Source organism: uncultured Nevskia sp., assembly GCF_903885465.1.
In the GTDB taxonomy this organism is placed as follows: Bacteria; Pseudomonadota; Gammaproteobacteria; order Nevskiales; family Nevskiaceae; genus Nevskia.
The window spans coordinates 1-17,774 of record NZ_CAISIQ010000517.1 but is presented as its reverse complement, the minus strand read 5'-3'; the positions used below and the strand labels follow the sequence as shown (position 1 = coordinate 17,774).

The 17,774-nt window shown below is 65.8% G+C and carries 12 protein-coding genes; 3 read left to right on the top strand and 9 right to left on the bottom strand.

Annotated features, from left to right (window positions below; all coding sequences use genetic code 11):
• The 3 genes from QZY06_RS19920 to QZY06_RS19910 all read right to left on the bottom strand — a co-directional run.
• The coding region (locus QZY06_RS19920) for an alpha-2-macroglobulin family protein (protein ID WP_295687472.1) at positions 1–5,754 on the bottom strand (5,754 nt) is incomplete at its 3' end.
• A gap of 8 nt (positions 5,755–5,762) precedes the next feature.
• A complete protein-coding gene (locus tag QZY06_RS19915) occupies positions 5,763–6,263 on the bottom strand; it encodes a hypothetical protein (RefSeq protein WP_295687470.1) in 501 nt (166 codons plus the stop codon).
• Positions 6,264–6,325: 62 nt separating this feature from the next.
• Positions 6,326–7,663, bottom strand: coding sequence for a class II 3-deoxy-7-phosphoheptulonate synthase (locus tag QZY06_RS19910; protein WP_295687467.1), 1,338 nt, complete (start codon positions 7,661–7,663; stop codon positions 6,326–6,328).
• A gap of 76 nt (positions 7,664–7,739) precedes the next feature.
• Here QZY06_RS19910 and QZY06_RS19905 point away from each other — a divergent pair, with 76 nt between their 5' ends.
• From QZY06_RS19905 to QZY06_RS19895, 3 genes are all read left to right on the top strand, one after another.
• Positions 7,740–7,925 (top strand): hypothetical protein, encoded by a 186-nt coding sequence (locus QZY06_RS19905; protein ID WP_295687464.1) that lies wholly within the window; start codon positions 7,740–7,742, stop codon positions 7,923–7,925.
• Positions 7,926–7,976: 51 nt separating this feature from the next.
• The gene (gene mutS, locus QZY06_RS19900) at positions 7,977–10,556 is read left to right on the top strand and encodes a DNA mismatch repair protein MutS (RefSeq protein WP_295687462.1); all 2,580 of its coding nucleotides are present in this window, start codon (positions 7,977–7,979) and stop codon (positions 10,554–10,556) included.
• A gap of 337 nt (positions 10,557–10,893) precedes the next feature.
• Positions 10,894–11,799 carry a recombination-associated protein RdgC gene (locus QZY06_RS19895; protein ID WP_295687459.1) on the top strand — a complete coding sequence of 302 codons (906 nt, stop codon included), beginning with the start codon at positions 10,894–10,896 and terminating at the stop codon, positions 11,797–11,799.
• Between the two features lie 115 nt (positions 11,800–11,914).
• On the opposite strand, the gene QZY06_RS19890 is transcribed toward QZY06_RS19895, so the two are convergent.
• The 6 genes from QZY06_RS19890 to trpS form a co-directional block, all read right to left on the bottom strand.
• Positions 11,915–12,853, bottom strand: coding sequence for a pseudouridine synthase (locus tag QZY06_RS19890; protein ID WP_293388032.1), 939 nt, complete (start codon positions 12,851–12,853; stop codon positions 11,915–11,917).
• Entirely contained in the window at positions 12,850–13,584 is a 735-nt protein-coding gene (gene scpB, locus QZY06_RS19885) for an SMC-Scp complex subunit ScpB (RefSeq protein ID WP_295687457.1), read from the bottom strand. The genes QZY06_RS19890 and scpB overlap by 4 nt, the downstream gene beginning before the upstream one ends.
• A gap of 85 nt (positions 13,585–13,669) precedes the next feature.
• The gene (locus QZY06_RS19880) at positions 13,670–15,199 is read right to left on the bottom strand and encodes a hypothetical protein (protein ID WP_295687454.1); all 1,530 of its coding nucleotides are present in this window, start codon (positions 15,197–15,199) and stop codon (positions 13,670–13,672) included.
• Positions 15,196–15,963 carry an ABC transporter ATP-binding protein gene (locus tag QZY06_RS19875; RefSeq protein WP_295687451.1) on the bottom strand — a complete coding sequence of 256 codons (768 nt, stop codon included), beginning with the start codon at positions 15,961–15,963 and terminating at the stop codon, positions 15,196–15,198. Before QZY06_RS19875 ends, QZY06_RS19880 begins: the two co-directional genes overlap by 4 nt.
• The gene (locus QZY06_RS19870) at positions 15,960–16,808 is read right to left on the bottom strand and encodes a ScpA family protein (RefSeq protein ID WP_367275690.1); all 849 of its coding nucleotides are present in this window, start codon (positions 16,806–16,808) and stop codon (positions 15,960–15,962) included. The genes QZY06_RS19875 and QZY06_RS19870 overlap by 4 nt, the downstream gene beginning before the upstream one ends.
• Before the next feature lie 2 nt (positions 16,809–16,810).
• On the bottom strand, positions 16,811–17,774 hold a 964-nt coding region (gene trpS, locus QZY06_RS19865; protein ID WP_295687446.1), incomplete at its 5' end, for a tryptophan--tRNA ligase.

The window sequence follows — 17,774 nt, the reverse complement described above, 5'->3', positions numbered from 1 at the left end:
TCCCGAAGGCTTTGCCGCTTCCTCCACGATCAACCGCGCCGGCACCTCGTTGCCGAAGATATCCGGGTCGTACATTGCTTCGGCATGCGGCGCCTGCACGGCGAACTCGCCGGTCGCCACAGCTTGTCCTACCCAGTACAGGCGATGGCTGCCGGCCTCGACTCCATCGGCGAACCAGCGTGCCGCTTCGAAGCGCAGTTCGCGGTGATAGAACGGATACGGGCTCGCCGAACCCGGCGGCTCGGCCTCGGCGGCATCGAGACCGCTGCTGACTGCGAGATCCGGATTCACCGGCTCCAGGCCGCCGGGTACCGGATCGTCGACGACCACGAAGCTGCGCGCCACCGGCGTGTTCAGCAGCAGTTCGATGCGCACCAGCTCGCCACGGCGAATCGTCATCGGCGACGTCAGCGCTTGCCATTGGCCATCGCGCTTCACGGCGTAATTGCGCTTCAGGCTGATGCCGGCATTCGCCGCACTGGCTTGATCATCGGCCTGCACATAGCGGACGTTCGCCGCCCAGTAGCCACGGCCCTCGCCTGCGTGGCGAATCTCCAATTCGCGACGCTTGCCGATATCTTCGGCCTTGATCGGCTTCGCCGCGGCAACAGCAGCATCACGCGGCGTCGAGAACTTCGCGGTGGCGAAAGCCTGGCCATCGAGCAGCGCTTCCAAGGTGAACGCCGGCGCGGCCGATTCGTAGCGCCGTGCATAGGCTTCCATTGCGCTGGCGCAGAACACGTTCTCCTGGGTGTTCTCCCAGTGATCGCGACCGCCACGGGACTGGCTGATCGAGCGCACCAGCTTGGCCGGCAGTTCGCGCAGCGAAGCATCGTCATCGACGAGCTTGTCATCAGTACCGACCAGCGCCATCAGCGCCATGCAGTTCGCGCGCAGCGGCGAGCCAAGCAGCGGAATCCAGGCGCTGTCCTCGGTTTCGCGCAGCACGAAGGTGCCGGCGCTTTGCTGGCCGCGAGCGAGAATCTGATCTAGCGCCGTTCGAGCAACGGCGGACCCACCATCGACCCGTCGCGCCGCATCGAGCAGCATCGCCTGGCCGAACAGGCCCATGCGCGGCAGCCCCGGGGCATGACGTTCCAGCTCCGCCGCATCGAGCTTGCCGCGCCGCGCCAGCGCCGCCAGCACCACCGCGCGCACCGTGCTCGAGGCCTCAGCGGATTGGCCGGCGACGTTCTTGCGCAACAGCGTCTGCAGATAGCCATCGAGCTTGGTTTGCACCGCTTGCGGCGGCTTCAGGCCAGCGGCACGCAGCCACTCGAAGGCCAGCGCGGTGTAGGCGGACAGATAGGGGCTGACGTGCGACTCATCGCCATCCCAGTAGGTCATGCCACCGTTACTCGCCTGGAAGCCGGCGGCATCGGCGAACAATTGCGTGGTGATGCCGGGCGCTTCCGGCCAGGCGAATGCCGGGTCGGGCCCAGAGCCGAGGTACGGCTGCAGGCGGCCGTACTGTGCGGCCATCACGCCCTTGGTCAGACGCTGTTCCCAGCACAGATAGGGGTAATCGCGCAGATAGCGGAAAGCACCGTCGAGATTGCCGAGCACGGTCGGCGAGAAGCGCACGGCGACTTCGCCGCCGGGCAAGCTGCCAGCCGGCACTTCGATTGGCGTCGTGGCGCTGCCGTCATCGAGGAAGCCGAACTCGGAGGCGGTCACCGTCGGCCGGCGTGGCTTCACCGGCAGGCTGAACGTCAGGCCATCCCGATCCTTGGCATCGCCAGCCGTGGCCTTGAACGCGATGGTGCCCGGCTCATTGCCGGCCACTTCGGCAGCGATGTCGACAAACACGGTCTGGCGCTCGAAAGCCGCGAGCTTCACGGTCTGTTCGGTCTTCGCCGTTGCAGCACCCGTCGCCTCGATGGTCACCACCAAGCTGCGTGGCGCATCGGCGCGATTGAGCACCGAGAAGCCGGCGCGGAACTTGTCGCCGCTGCTGATCTGGTTCGGCATCACCGGCCGCAGCTCGGTGTCTTTGGTCGAGATCAGCTTGGTCGAGCCGAGGCCGAAGCGATCGCCCGGTGATACCGCGAGCACGATCACCTTCCAGGCGGTGAGATTGTCTGGCAGCACGAAGTCGAAGCTGGCGTGGCCAGCAGCATCGGTGACCAGCGACGGATTCCAGTAGGCAACGAACTTGTCGACCGAACGCAGGGACAGATCGGCACCGCCATCACCGCCCGGCGTCGCACCCTTCTTCTCGAATTTCTGGCGGCCGACGAGTCGGGTCAGCAGGCTGTAGTTGGCGAGGTCCAGGCTCTGCAGGCCATTGAAGCCGCGATAAGGATCGAAATAGCTTTCGCCATCACGAATCAGGTCATAGACCGCTTCGTCGACGACGGCGACGGCAAGCTCCATCTTCGGATCGGCCAGCGCTGCTTTCGGAGTCGCGGTGACGCTGAGCTTCGCGGTTTCGCGCGGCCGGTACTTGGCCTTGTCGGCGGTCACCTCGACGTCGATCTGCCGATAGGGATCCTCGACGGTGATCGTCCGATAGCCCATCCGGAAGGTCGGCTTGCCGAGATCGACATCACCATCCGGCGGCGGGCTTGCCACGCGCGGCGATTGCACGACCACCGACAGATAGAAGCCGGGCAGATGCTCCGGCGTGATCTTGACCTCGATCACCGGCGTCGAACCTTCGAGCACCTGGGTGCGGCGATCGATGACGCCGTAGCGCTCGGTGGTGATCAGCGCGGTTGCGCCCGGGTACGGATTCTTGACCAGGATCTTCGCGACATCGCCGACCTTGTAGCTCTTGCGATCGGCATCGAGTTCCAGGCCGTAGTCGTCCTTCTCCTGCCAGACGAAGCGATTGCTGCCGCTGGCCCACATCCAGCGCGAGGAACGATGCAGGCGGTTCTGGGTATCGCGGACCATCGCGGTGATCCGGTACTGGCCGCCGGCATCCGGCGTGAACGCGCAGGCCTGCGGGCCGGCGGTGGAGCGGCCCTTGCAGATCGCGACGTCGACCCACTTCTCGCTGTAGCGCGAGACATAGGCGTTGCCGATGTCCTTGACCCGGGCCACCGAGACATCGCGACGCTCGATGCGCACATAGCGCGGCGTGCCGGCCACCGGTTTGCCGTCGGCATCGCTGACAAGGGTTTCGACGCTGGTCGCCTTGCCCTGGCTCAGCAGCCAGTCCCGGCTGCGCAGGCCGATGAAGCGATCGCGGCCGGCGTACGGCACCGATGCCGCAGCGGCAATGGTGCGACCGCGATCGTCCTGCACGCTGGCTTCGACCAGCACCGTGCCCCAGGCGATGTCGCTCTCGGGAGCAGTCAGTTCGGTGCTGAACTCACCCTGGCCATTGGTCGTTGCGCGCTTGGTCGAGATGCCGCGGCTGCCGCGCGGATCGTCTCCGGCATCAGCCGCGTAGCTGAAGTCTTCGGCGGCTGGATCGTTGCTGGTGAAAGGCGCTGCTTCGACTCTGGCGCTGATCGTCGCCGGCGCGCCGCTGAAGCCGCCACCGCTGTGCAGGCTGGCGCGCAGCAGTGCCTCGAACGGCTGACCCGGCGCCACGCGCTTGGCGTGGATCTCGGCGGCGAGCTTGAACGGCGCGGGCGTGAAATCGGAGATCAGCACCTGCATCGGATACAGCGTGTCCGCATGCCGCTTGCCTTCGCTGTCCGGCTCGCGATCGGCGGCGGTATAGCTGGCTTCCAGCTCGAAGCGATACCAGCCGACCTTGCCCTGCTTAGGGATAGCGAACTCGCCATCGACGGCACCGAACTCGGACAGCGTCAGGCCATCGCGCTCATGCACCACCTGATCCGCCGGATCGAGCACGCGCAGCTTGTACGGCCCGCGCTCGGCAGCCGCCAGCGCCTTGTTGGCTTCGTTGCGGACATAGAGCTTGAACTGCATGGTATCGCCGGCGCGATAGACGCCCTGCGCCGTGGTGCCCCAGCTCTTCAGATGGCCGTGGCGCTGCTGGCGCGAGGCGTAGACCTCGTAACCGGAGGCGCGATAGGTATCGACGCTGAAGCCATCGTTGAGCGGCAGCACGGCGACGTCGCCATCGCGCACCACGCGCACGGCCAGCGGCGCTTTCGCGTTCCAGCCGCTGTGGTTAAGCATCGGGTCGACGCTGGCGGCACCGGGCAGCTCGGCCAGGCCATCGGCATCGGTCTTCACGGCAACCGCAGTGCTCGACGACTCCGGCTGCCACACCGGCGGCTTGGCAACGAACAGATCGACTGTGGCACCGGCAACCGGTTTGCCGGTGGCGAACTCGGTGACCCAGACCAGGGTGTTGTAGTGGCCGAACTTGGCGTGCACCTGCCAGGGCGTGACCTGCGCGAACAGCGGCTCGCCCGGACGCTGGGGCGGATATTTTCCAGTCGCCGGCTTGGTGGTCAGCCAGCCTTCGACGACGCCGGAATGGCCGTCGAGCAAGGCGCGGATATCGAGCGGCATCGCGAAGGCGATGTCGCGCGCCTGAGCGACTGGCCGGCTGGCTTTCAGATCGCGGTCGACACCGCTCGCCGTAGTTCGCGTGTAGGCGATCTCGACGCTGTCGAGATTGGTGACCACCGCCGGCACCTCGGAATCGATACCGGCTTCGAGCACGGCCTGTGGATGCGAGAAGCTCAAATTCGGGCTGCGGTGCGCGGTGCGGAAACTCAGATCGATCGGCCCCGGCAACTTGCGATCGAACAGATCGTGGATGTCTGCACCGCCGCTGATCCGGTACTCGGCATCGGCCTTCAAGGTGAACGGGAAGCGCAGCAGATAGCGGCTGTTGTCGCGATTGCTCGAGCCGGCGTACCAGCTGGTCGAGGCATTCGCCCAGGGGTCGTAGTCCTTGCGGCCGCCGGAGGGGTCCGGCGTGATCGTCAGCCTGCGGCCATTGCCTTCGGCTTCGACCGGCGCGGTAAACACCAGCGCCGCGTTCGACAGCGGATCGCACAGCGGCGCCTTGTCGCCGGGCCGAGTCAGCAAGGTCTGGCCACCGGCGGTCACGCATTGCAGGCCGAGCAGGCGCAGATCGGCAAAGGTGTGGAACGGTGCGGCGCTATCACTGGCAACGCCGCGCTCGGTGCCAAGCGCCGATACCAGCCCCGGGCCGACTTGCAACTCGCCATCGCGATCGGCCGGCAGTGGCTTCGCTGGCAGTACCCGCCATTGCTTGCGCGCCTCGCCCGCCGGCATGCCGTGCAGCGCCGGCACGTAGTACGGCGTTTCATCGTCCTGAAGATCGGCTTCGACGAGCACCGGCGCGCCCCCCAGGCTGGCTGCCGCCTGCAGCGACGCCGCCGTGACCGGCTGATCGAACACCGCGCGGATCACCGGCAGCGTTGGCGAGCGCCACGAGGCTACGCTGCCGTAACGCAAGGCCGGCCGTGCGGTGATGAAGCGATGGCTCATGCCCTTCAGCAGCTTGGCGCCGCTGTCGGCGACCAGTTCCTGACGCACCTCCACGGTATAGGCCGTGGCCGGCGTCAGCGCTGCTTCTTCCGGCAACTGGCAGGCCAGGGTCGTGGTATCGAGCCAGCGCCAGTCGCAGGGCAGCCCGGGGGTGATCGTCACCGGCACTTCTTCCGGCTTGCGCTCCATGCGGCCTAACGGCACCACGGCACGATCGAAGGCCAGCACGATCTGCTGCTGGCCCGCTTCGACATCATCACCCGCCGGCGTGATCCGCAGCAGCTTCAGCTCGTCCGCCGTGGCGGCGTTTGCGACCAGCAACAGCGCGCCGATCAGCGCACCGACACCGCGCCGCAGAGTCATGACCACGCTCATGACTTCACCTTGATGCGCAGCATCTGCACACCGTCGCCATTGCTGACCGCGCGCACTTCGCGCAGGCCGGCAAGGTTGGTCCAGATCAGTTCCTCGGCGGTGCTCTGGTCCGGCTTCTTCTCGACCAGACCGATGCGGGTCAGCGCGCTGGCATTGAATTCGACTTCACCCGGCGAGCGGACCGTCAGCCAGTCCGCCTTGCCCTCGATGAACACCACTTCGGTGCTGCCCGGTGCGTAACGGCAGCGGCGCGAATACAGCGAGCTTTCGCAATCCCAGGGCGGGCCGAGCACGACGGCGAGTTCGGCTTCGGTGTGGCCGGCGACATCGGCGATGCGGAACAGCGGCGCGCCACTGGCCGGATCCAGCGATTCGAACGCAGCCGCGTAGTCGTAATCCTCGTCGCCATGACGTTCGCGGGTCAGCCAGAAGGTGACGGCGGCCGCAATGACGATCACTACTGCCAGTACCGCGAGCTTGCTGAAGTTCTTGCGCATCCTTTCCCTGCTCCTGGCTTCGGTCATGCAACGCGGCGGGATGCGCCTGCGGCTATCTCACCCTACGGTTTATGGCCACCGTGGGCCGCGATCTTCAGCGACAACTCCAGCGCCTGTTCGTAGTTCAGGCGCGGATCGACGGCCGATCGGTAGGCGCGTTCGAGGTCGGTTTCGGTGAGGTCCCGGGCACCGCCGAGACATTCGGTGACGTCCTCGCCGGTGAGCTCCAGATGCACGCCGCCAAGCCGCGACCCGCAGGCCGCATGCACTGCGAACGAAGCTTCGACTTCGCTGAGGATGTCGTCGAAGCGCCGGGTCTTGAGGCCGTTGCCAGCGGTCTGAGTATTGCCGTGCATCGGATCGCAAAGCCACAGCACTTCGTGACCCGCAGCGCGCACCGCGTCGATCATCTTCGGCAGCCCGGATTCGACCTTGCCGGCACCGAGCCGGTGGATGAAGGTCAAGCGGCCCGGTTCCTTGTCCGGGTTCAGCAAACGGCAAAGCTCCTGCACCCATTCCGCGCTCATCGACACGCCGAGCTTCACGGCAATCGGATTGCGGATACCGCGCATGTATTCGACGTGCGCACCATCGACAGCCGCGGTGCGCAAGCCGATCCAGGGAAGATGGGTCGACAGGTTGTACCAGCCCGGCTTGCGCGGTACCTGCCGGGTCTGCGCGGCCTCTGCAGCCAGCAGCAGCGCTTCATGCGAGGTGTAGAACTCGACGCGATTGAAATCGTGGATCGGCTGGCCGGCCAGGGTTTCCATGAACTTGACCGATTCGGTGATCGCTTCGACGCGCTTGGAGTACTGCTCGGCGAGCGGCGCGTGATGCACCCAGTCGAGATCCCAGTATTCCGGATGATGCAGATCGGCAAAGCCGCCATCGATCAGGCCACGGACGAAGTTGATGGTCATCGCCGAACGCTTGTGGCCTTCGAGCAGCAAGGCGGGATTCGGGATACGCGCATCGGAGGTGAATTCCGGCCGATTGACCGTGTCGCCGCGATAGCACGGCAGGGTCAGCCCATCCTTGGTTTCGACATCGGCCGAACGCGGCTTGGCGTACTGGCCGGCGATGCGCCCGACCCGTACCACCGGCATCTTCAGCCCGTGGACCATGACCAGGCTCATCTGCAGCAACACCTTCAGCCGATTGGCGATCAGACCGGATTCGCAGTCGGCAAAGCTCTCCGCGCAGTCGCCACCCTGCAACACGAAACGCTTGCCGGCTTGCGCTTCCGCAAGCCGCAATTTCAGCGCATCGACTTCCCAGGACGTGACCAACGGCGGCAGGCGGCGCAGTTCACCAAGCGCGGCTTCCAGCGCACCCGCATCGGGGTAGTTCGGCTGCTGCACGGCCGGCAGGGAGTGCCAGCTTGAGGGGGTCCAGGTCATCGGGATTCTGCTGAGCGGTTAGGCGGCGGATTATAGGCGGCGTGGTAACTTGTTCTCCGGAAAAGCGGAGCCGGCCATGTCCGAAGAAGTCACGCTCGTGACCGTTACAGAAGCCAGAGCCAAGATGTGCGAGTTGATTCGCAGAGCCCAACACGGCGAAGTGATCGGGCTGATTCGACGCGGGAAAACGGTCGCCTGGCTTCATCCAATGGGGTCAAAGTCATCGCCCCAATCGCTTTCCGAAGCCTGCTCCGACAGCTAGCTACCGCAACGCTCAGCGGGTCTGCACCCGCGCCCCCACGATTCGAAGTTCATGACCGCAAACAAACCCGGCGAACACACGCCGATGATGCAGCAGTACCTGGCGATCAAGTCGCAGTACCCGGACACGCTGGTGCTGTATCGGATGGGCGATTTCTACGAGCTTTTCTACGAGGACGCGCGCAAGGCTTCGAGGCTGCTGAACATCACGCTGACCAAGCGTGGCGAATCGAATGGCGCGCCGATCGCGATGGCTGGCGTGCCTTATCACCAGCTCGAGAACTACCTCGGCCGCCTGATCCGTCAGGGCGAATCGGCGGCGATCGTCGAGCAAGTGGGTGAAGTCGGCCTCGAGAAGGGTCCGGTGCGTCGCGAAGTGGTTCGCGTGGTCACGCCGGGTACGGCGACCGAGGATTCGCTGCTCGATTCGCGCGCCCAGAATCTGCTCGCGGCAGCCTGCATCAGCGGCGGCAAGTTCGGCCTGGCCTGGCTGGAACTGTCTTCCGGGCGCTTCTCGGTGCTGGAAACCGAGAGCGCCGGCGACTGGCGCGCCGAGCTGCATCGGCTACGTGCTTCCGAGCTGCTGACGCCGGAAGATTCCGCTTATGAACTCGGTGGTCTGCATGGACGGGCGCGGCCGGTCTGGCATTTCGATACTTCGTCTGCTCGCCGCCTGTTGACCGAGCAGTTCGGCACTCGCGATCTGCGTGGCTACGGTGCCGATGAACTCGGCCCTGCCTTGGGTGCGGCCGGTGCGCTGCTGCAGTACGTGCAGGAGACGCAGAAAGCCAAGGTCGCGCATCTCACTGGCTTGCGAGTCGAAACGATCGACGAGGCGCTGATCCTCGATCCGTCGACGCGGCGCAATCTGGAGATCGAGCACTCCTTGTCCGGCTCCGCGCCGCACACTCTGGTTGCCGTGCTCGATGCCTGCGTGACCAGCATGGGCAGCCGGCAGATGCGGCGCTGGCTGTCGCGGCCGCTGCGCGATCGCGAAACGGTGGGTGCCCGTCACGATGCGGTGGCGATGCTGATCGACGATGGCAGCTATCGAACCTTGCGCGAAGCGCTGCGGCCGATCGCCGATATCGAACGCATCCTGGCGCGCGTGTCCTTGCGCTCGGCTAGGCCGCGCGATCTTGCCGGGCTGGGCGCTTCGCTGGCCGGCTTGCCGGCATTGGCGCAGACCTTCGCCACCGTCGATGCGCCACTGCTGAGATCGCTGGCCGAACGGCTCGGCGATCACCCTTCCCTCGCTGCCGAACTGGCACGGGCGATCGTCGACGAGCCGCCGCTGCTGGCCCGTGATGGCGGCGTGTTCCGCCCCGGCTTCGATGCTTCGCTCGACGAGCTGCGCAACCTGTCGACCAATGCTGACGGCTTCCTGCTCGATCTCGAAAGCCGCGAGCGGGCGCGTTCCGGCATCGACGGCCTGAAGGTTGGCTACAACCGAGTGCAGGGCTATTTCATCGAGGTGTCGAAGCTGCATTCGGCGAAGGTGCCGGCCGACTACTTGCGTCGTCAGACCCTGACCAATGCCGAGCGCTACATTACCGAGGAGCTGAAGCGCTTCGAGGATCAAGTGCTCGGTGCCCGCGACAAATCGCTGGCCCGTGAGAAGCAGCTTTACGAAGCGCTGCTCGACCGGGTTGCTGCCGATCTCGTGCCGCTGCAGGCCACTGCCGCCGCGATCGCCGAACTCGATGTGCTGGGCGCTTACGCCGAGCGCGCCGAAGCGCTGCGCTGGACGCGGCCGGCGCTGGTCGAAACCTCTGGCATCCGGATCAGCGGCGGCCGTCATCCGGTGGTCGAAACCACGCTCGATACGCCGTTTGTGCCGAACGACAGCCTGCTCGACGACAGCCGTCGCCTGCTGCTGATCACCGGCCCGAACATGGGCGGCAAGAGCACCTACATGCGCCAGACGGCACTGATCGTTCTGCTTGCCCACGCCGGCAGCTTCGTGCCGGCGGAAAGCGCGGTGATCGGCCCGGTCGATCGCATCTTCACCCGCATCGGCGCTGCCGATGACTTGGCGCGTGCGCAGTCGACGTTCATGGTCGAGATGTCGGAAACCGCGAACATCCTGCACAACGCCACCGCACAAAGCCTGGTGCTGATGGACGAAGTCGGCCGCGGCACGTCGACCTATGACGGCCTCGCCCTCGCCCGCGCCTGCGCCGAATACCTGGCGACGACCTCGAAAGCCTGGACGCTATTTGCGACCCATTATTTCGAACTGACCGCGCTCGCTGACGAACTGCCCGCGGTGGTCAACGTCCACCTCGACGCCGCCGAATATTCATCGGCCGCCGGCGAGCAGCTGGTGTTCCTGCACAAGGTGCAGCCGGGGCCGGCGAACCGCTCCTACGGTCTGCAGGTTGCGGCACTGGCCGGCGTGCCGGGACCGGTGATCGCACGGGCGCGGACCATCCTCAACGCGCTGGAAAAGCAGGCCGAAGCGGCACCGGCGAAAGCTCTGCCCGTAGCGCGCAAACCGGAACCGCCACAGCTCGCGCTGTTCGCGCCAGCCGAATCGAAAGCGCTGAGCCTGCTCGACAAGACCGATCCCGATTCCTTGAGCCCGCGCGATGCGCTGGAGCTGCTCTATCGGCTGAAGAAGCTGCGCTGAGCGCTGGGCCTGTTCTCGATCACTTTGGTCGCTGCGGCGGAGGTCATTTCTGCGCAGTGCAATGAACGAGGAGCGGCCAATGGCCGACCCATTGGCGCGACGAGAGAGGCAGCAATGCGCAGAACTGGCCCCGCCCCGAAGGGTTGCGGCCAAAAGCGCGCCGGGACTTCGTTGCGAACCTTGACCATAGGTGGCTATGGCCTGCGGTTCGCGCCTCGCCCGGCGTGCTTTTGACCTGCAACGCAGCGATCAAAGCGATCGTGAACAGGCCCACGGCTAGCGACCGGCGCCCGCCTCCGCTACCCTCTTGCGCCACACGCTGACCTGCCTCCATCCGATGTCGATCTGGTTCAAGAATTTGACGGTGTACTCGCTGGCGCCGGGCTGGCGGATGACGGCGGCGCAGGTGGAAGAAGCGCTGGCCAAGCACCCGCTGATCCCGGTCAACAGTGCCAGCATGCAGAGCCAGGGCTGGGTGCCGCCGGCGCCAGGCGCCGGCCTGGTCTACTCACAGGGCAAGCAGTTACTGATCGCGCTCGGCATCGAGCAGCGCATGCTGCCGGGCTCGGTGGTCAATCAGGTGCTCAAGGAGAAGGCCGCTGCGCTGGAGCAGCAGCAGGGCTTCGCACCGGGTCGCAAGCAACTCCGTGACTTGAAGGATCTGGTCATCGACGAACTGCGGCCGCGCGCCTTCATCCGCAGCCGTACGGTCCGCGCCTGGATCGATTTCGAGCATGGCTGGTTCATCGTCGACAGCTCCTCGCCAAAGCTCGCCGAAGACCTCGGCACCGTGCTGCGTGCCGATCTCGGTGATCTGCCGGCCGTGCCGCTGGACACCAAAGAGGCGCCGTCCGCAGCAATGACCGCCTGGCTGGCGACGGGTTCGTCTCCGCCGATGTTCATCGTCCAGGACGATTGCGAACTGCTGGCCGACAACCCGACCAAGGCGGCCGTGCGCTACGCCCGTCACAGCCTCGACGGGCCGGAGCTGAAAAGCCTGATCAGCGGCGGCAAGATCGTCACCCGCGTCGGCCTGGGCTGGCGCGAGCGCCTGACCCTGGTGCTGACCGACAAGCTGGCGATCAAGCGCATCCGCTTCATCGACATCAGCGAAGACGATGCCGCCGCGAAGAAGAACGACGCCGATGCCTTCGATACCGATTTCACCCTGATGACCGGCGAGCTGAGTCTGCTGGTCGGCGATCTGGTGGCGGCGCTGGGCGGCGCCAAGCAGGCGGGCTGAACAGAACAGCGATCTCACGCAAAGACGCCACGAACAGCGACGTCAAAATTCTTCTGTAAAAGCTTTTCTTTACGTCTTTGCGTGAGGCAGCCTTTGATGTTCAGCCGCCGCCGATTTACTCCGGCTTGCGCGGCTTGTAGCCGGTCCAGCCTTCCGGCTTGGCCTTGCGATCGACCTTCTTGATCGCGTCGCGACGCGGCACGTCGCCGATCTTTCGCTCTTCGGCGCCCGGCCGTGAACGCCGCTCGCGCGGCTCCTTGGCTTTCTTCGGTGCTTCGAAGCCGACCGCCGCACGCAGCGCGCTCAGTTCGTCGCGATCGAGATCGCGGAAGCCGCTGGACTTGACGCCACGGCCGAGCAGGATGGGGCCATAGCGAACGCGGATCAGGCGGCTGACTTTCAGGTCCTGCGAATCGAACAGGCGGCGTACTTCGCGGTTGCGGCCTTCCTTCAGGGTGACCTTCCACCAGGTGTTCGCCGAGCCGGTCCGGCCTTCGTCGTCGCCATCGTCATCGAGTTCGGGAGCGATACGTTCGCCGGGCTCGATCTTGTCGAAGTGCGCCGGGCCGTCTTCCAGCTCGACACCTTTGCGCAGCTTGTCGAGCGTTTCCTTGGTGATGGTGCCGAGCACGCGTACCGCGTACTCGCGCTCCATCTCGTAGCTCGGATGAGTCAGACGGCGGGCCAGCTCGCCGTCGTTGGTCATCAGCAGCAGGCCGGAAGTGTTCAGATCGAGACGGCCGACGGCGATCCAGCGGCCGTTGTCGAGCTTCGGCAGTTTCTTGAACACCGTCTTGCGGCCTTCGGGATCGTCACGGGTGACCAGTTCGCCGACGCGCTTCTTGTACAGCAGCACGCGGGTCGCTTCCTTCGCGTACGAATGGCGAACCATGCGGCCGTCGATGGTGATGCGATCGCCGGCAACCACCTTCTGGCCTGCCGTCGCCGCGTCTCCGTTCACCTTGATGCGGCCTTCGGCGACCATGGTTTCGATGGCGCGACGCGAAGCGAGACCGGCATCGGCCAGCACCTTCTGAATCCGCTCGCCGCTCAATGGAGCACCACGTCGGCTGGTGACTCATCGCCGTCGGAACCGGTATCCGATTCCTCGTCGCTGTCGGCCTCCTCTTCGCCCGGACGCGGTAGCGCCGTGGCGCCAGCGCCGGCACCGAGCTTGGCCAGCGCGGCTTCCAGCTGTTCGAGATCTTTCACGTCGGGCAGCGCCGGCAACTGGTCGAGCGTGCGCAGATTGAAGTCGTCGAGGAACTGCGAGGTGGTGCCGAACAGCGCCGGGCGGCCCGGTACGTCCTTGTGGCCCAGCTCGCGTATCCAGCCGCGCTCCGAGAGCGTGCGCAGGATGTTCGAGGACACGGCGACACCGCGCACGTCCTCGATCTCGCCACGGGTGATCGGCTGGCGATAGACGATCAGCGCCAGGGTTTCGAGCAGGGCGCGCGAATACTTCGGCGGCTTTTCCTGCCACAGGCGCGCGACCCATTCGGCGTATTCGGGCCGCACCTGCACGCGCCAGCCGCTGGCCACTTCCTTCAGCTCGCTGGCGGTGCCGGAGAAGCGGCTGTCGACCAATGCCAGCGCTTCGCGCAGTTCGCGCTTGCCGAGGTTGAACTCGGAGCCGACGAAGCGCACCAGCTGATCCATCGACAACGCGCCGTCGGAAGCCAGCAGCAGCGCTTCGATGATCAAGCTGACCGCGCCGAGATCGACGGCCGGTGAGTTATCGGTCGAGGCCTCGACCATGGGATTTTCCTGCTCTTCTTCGTTCACGCTTTCAGTCCTTCGGATGCATCGGTGATCGCCCAGCAATGGCTGTGCGCTTGCCGCCTCACGGCGGGGTTGGTTCGTAATACCGTCAGTATCCCAGCAAATTCTGCCGATTGGCGTCGCGCCACCATTCGAAGAACGGCACCAGCAACACCAGCAGTACGATGCCGGCGCCCCAGAGGTTGCCATTGGCGAGAAACCAGGCGGCGGCAGTCCAGCCGAACTGCATGGCCAGGACGCTGATGATGTCGAGCGGATCGCGCGAGCGGCGCGCCGCCGAAACCTGCACGAACGAGCGCCGCGGCGATGGATACGGCCGCGCCACTTCCACCGCGCAGGCGCAGAAGCCGGCGCCGAAGCTGCACAGCAGGCAGACGATGCCCATCCACAGGTTCTGCGCCATCGCCCAGACCGAGGCCAGCAGCATCATCAGCAGCACCGGGGCAAGCGCGGCGACGCACTTGTAGGCGATCAGCTGGCCGCGCGAGCGCGGCGAGGCGCCGAGCAGCGCCGGCGCTTCCTCGGCGCTGATCATCAGGTTCGAGATGTACTGACTGAGCTGGCCGGCGAAGAACGTGGTGGCAGCGACGGCCGCCGCGAGCTGGTACTGGCCCTTGAACAGATTGCCGTAGAAGAACGCGACGATCAGCATCGGCTGCGCGAGCAGCGCGATTGCCAGCCGTGGATCGCGAACGATGGTCCGCCATTCCTTGAGCATCACCACGCGCAGCAGGCCGGGACGGAAGCGCGGCATCGTCTCGCCACACGCCTGCTGACGGCGCTGGCGCGGCGGTGCGTTGTCCGGCGATTGCACGGCCTGCAGGATCGCCGGCGCGGCATAACGGGTGGCGAGCACCAGACTCAGGCCGGCGAGCAGGCTCATGCTCAGCAAGGCGGTGAGATCGCCGGTCATCGCCAGCGCCGGCAGCCGCACCAGATGGGCATGGGCTGCCAATCCACTGCTGGCGATGCCGTGACCGCCGTCGGCAGCCTTCGCCTGCGGATCCCGCGACAGCAGGCTGACGGCGACGAAGCCCAGCGGCACCAGCGCCTGCACCACCTGCAGCACTCGCCTGGCCTGCACCACGCCGAACAGACGCACCGCCAGCCCGATGATGAACAGCGCCAGCGCCAGGGTCACCATCGCCATCATCACGGTGACCGGATAGGCGAGCAGGAACAGCGGCTCGCCGAGCAGCGCGCCCATGTTGGCGACCGGCGTCACCAGCAGGATCGAGATCGCCCAGGTGCCGGCGATCAGCGAGACCACCCGCATCCACAGCACCCGCTCGAACGGCAGCGGACTGGACAGATGCAGGCTCAGTTCACGGCCGGCGAGGATCAGGCGGAAGCTGCCGATCATTGCCGCCATCAGCATGAAGAACTCCAGCGACAACAGCATCACGCCGGAAAACTGCAGTGCCCGCTCGGTGCTCAAGCTCGTTGGTGCATTGAGCATCGCGTAAAGCACCAGCCCGGCTACAGCGTGCAGGCCGATCAGGAAACCACCGTAGAGCACGTACGGCCACAGGCGCCGACGGCCCAGGCTCATGCCGCGGAAAGCGAGGCGCAGGTCCTGCCAAACCAGCCACGGCAGACTGCCGGCGGCGAGCCTCATGCGGCGCCAGTGTCGGTATCGGGGCCAGTCGCCGACAGGAACAGGTCTTCGAGCGTGTCGTGGACGTTGCCGTACTGCTGGCGCAGCTCGTCCAGAGTGCCTTCGGCGATCAGCTGGCCGGCGCGGATCAGGCCGATGCGCGAGGCCATGCGCTCGGCGACTTCGAGGATGTGGGTGGTGAACAGCACGGTCAGGCCATCGCGCACCAGGCCGGCGAGGACGTCCTTGACCTTGCGCGCGGCGGCGGCATCGAGGCCGGTCAGCGGCTCGTCGAGGATCAGCAGCTTCGGCTCGTGGATCAGCGCGCCGGCCAGGGTCAGCTTCTGCTGCATGCCGCGCGACAGGTTTTCGCAGTAATTCGCGCGCGCATCCCAGAGATCGAGCCAGCGCAGCAGGTCTTCGCCCTTGCGCTCGGCGGTGCGGCCGTCGACGCCCCACAAGCCGGCGACGAACTCCAGATATTCGGTGCAGCGCAGCTTGCCGTAGAGCATCGGCTCGTCGGGCAGAAAGGCCAGCTGCTGCTTGGCCGCCATCGGCTTAGCCGCCAGATCATGACCGAACACGCGGATGCTGCCGGCGTCCGGCTGCAGCAGGCCGGCGATCATCCGCAAGGTGGTGGTCTTGCCGGCGCCGTTGGCACCGAGCAGCGCGTAGAACTGCCCCGCTTCCAATCTCAGATTCAGGCCGGCAACGGCGGCCTTGGTGCCGAAACCCTTGGCGACGTTGTCGAGTTCCAGTGCCCAGGCAGATGAAGGCGCGCTCATGCGTCCTCGGCCAGCGCCGCTTCACCCGCGCCGGCAGCGGCAATGGTCACCAGCGCGAACGGGCCGGACTGGGTGATCTCCAGCATCGACGACTTCGCCAGCTCCAGGATCGCCAGCAGGCAGACCACGACCCCTGCCCGCCCTTCGGCAAGATCGATCAGATCGACGAAGCGGATCGGGCCATTGCGCACGCAATCGAGCACATGGCTCATCCGCTCGCGCACGCTCAGCGGCTCGCGGGCGATGGTGTGACGGGTGAACAGCTCGGCGCGCAGCAGCACCTCGCGGAACGCCAGCATCAGCTCGCGCAGACCCGGTGCCGGTGGCAGCACGACGACATCGACCTTGTCCGGCCGCGCCTGCACCACGGCGATCTCGCGGCCGACTCTCGGCAATGCGTCAAGCGCTTCGGCAGCGGTCTTGAAGCGCTCGTACTCCTGCAGGCGACGCACCAGTTCCATACGCGGATCGCCGCCGGTTTCGTCGTCATGCGCAGGCGGCTTCGGCAACAGGATGCGCGACTTGATCTCGGCCAGCCAGGCCGCCATCACCAGATATTCGGCCGCCAGTTCCAGGCGCAGCTCGCGCATCAGGCGGATGTATTCCATGTACTGCTGGGTGATCTTCAGCACCGGGATATCGAGGATGTCCAGGTTCTGCTTGCGGATCAGGTACAGCAGCAGATCGAGCGGGCCTTCGAAGGTTTCGAGGAAGACTTCCAGTGCATCCGGCGGGATGTACAGATCGCTGGGCATCTGCGCCAGCCGCTCGCCGTTGACCAGTGGGCCGCGCGACTCGGCAGCCGGAACTGCTGCGTCGGCGGCAAGCTCGGTGGCTTCCTCCACGCTCACGCCGGGATCAGGCCAAGCACATCGTGCACGCGCTTCAAGGTGGCGTTGGCGCGGGCGCTGGCGCGCTCGGCGCCGTCCTTCAGCACGGCACGCAGGCCGTCACGGTCTTCGCGCAGTTCAGCGTATTTCGCCTGTACCGGCTTCAGGCATTCGACGACGGCATCGGCCACCGCGCCTTTGAAGGCACCGTACTGCTTGCCTTCGAATTCCGCTTCCAGCGCCGTCACGGTCTTGCCGGTGGTCGCCGCGAGGATCGACAGCAGATTCGATACGCCGGGCTTCGCGGCGATGTCGAAGCGGACGACGCCATCCATGTCGGTGACTGCACGCTTGATCTTGCGGACGATCACGTCCGGCGAGTCGAGCAGGTACAGCGCATTGGTTTCGGCGTCGTCAGATTTGGACATTTTCCCGGTCGGGTCCTGCAAACCCATGATTCGGGCGCCAACCGGCGGGATCATCGGCTCCGGCACCGTGAACACCGGGCCGTAGATGTTGTTGAAGCGATTGGCGATGTCGCGCGTCAGTTCCAGATGCTGCTTCTGATCGTCGCCGACCGGCACCTGAGCTGCGTCATAAAGCAGGATGTCCGCCGCCATCAGCACCGGATAGCCGAACAGGCCGGCGTTGATGTTGTCGGCATGCTTGGCGCTCTTGTCCTTGAACTGGGTCATCCGGCCCAGCTCACCGAACTGCGTGTAGCAGTTGAGGATCCAGCCGAGCTGCGAATGCGCCGGCACATGGCTCTGCACGAACAGCACGTTGTCTTTCGGATCGAGCCCGCAGGCGATGTACAGCGCCAGGAACTCGTAGCAGCGCTCGCGGAGGATCGCCGGGTCCTGACGCACGGTGATCGCGTGCAGATCCACCAGCATGTAGTGGCAGTCGTAATCCTTCGATAGCGGCAGCCAGTTCTTGATCGCGCCCAGATAGTTGCCGAGCGTGAGACGGCCGGACGGC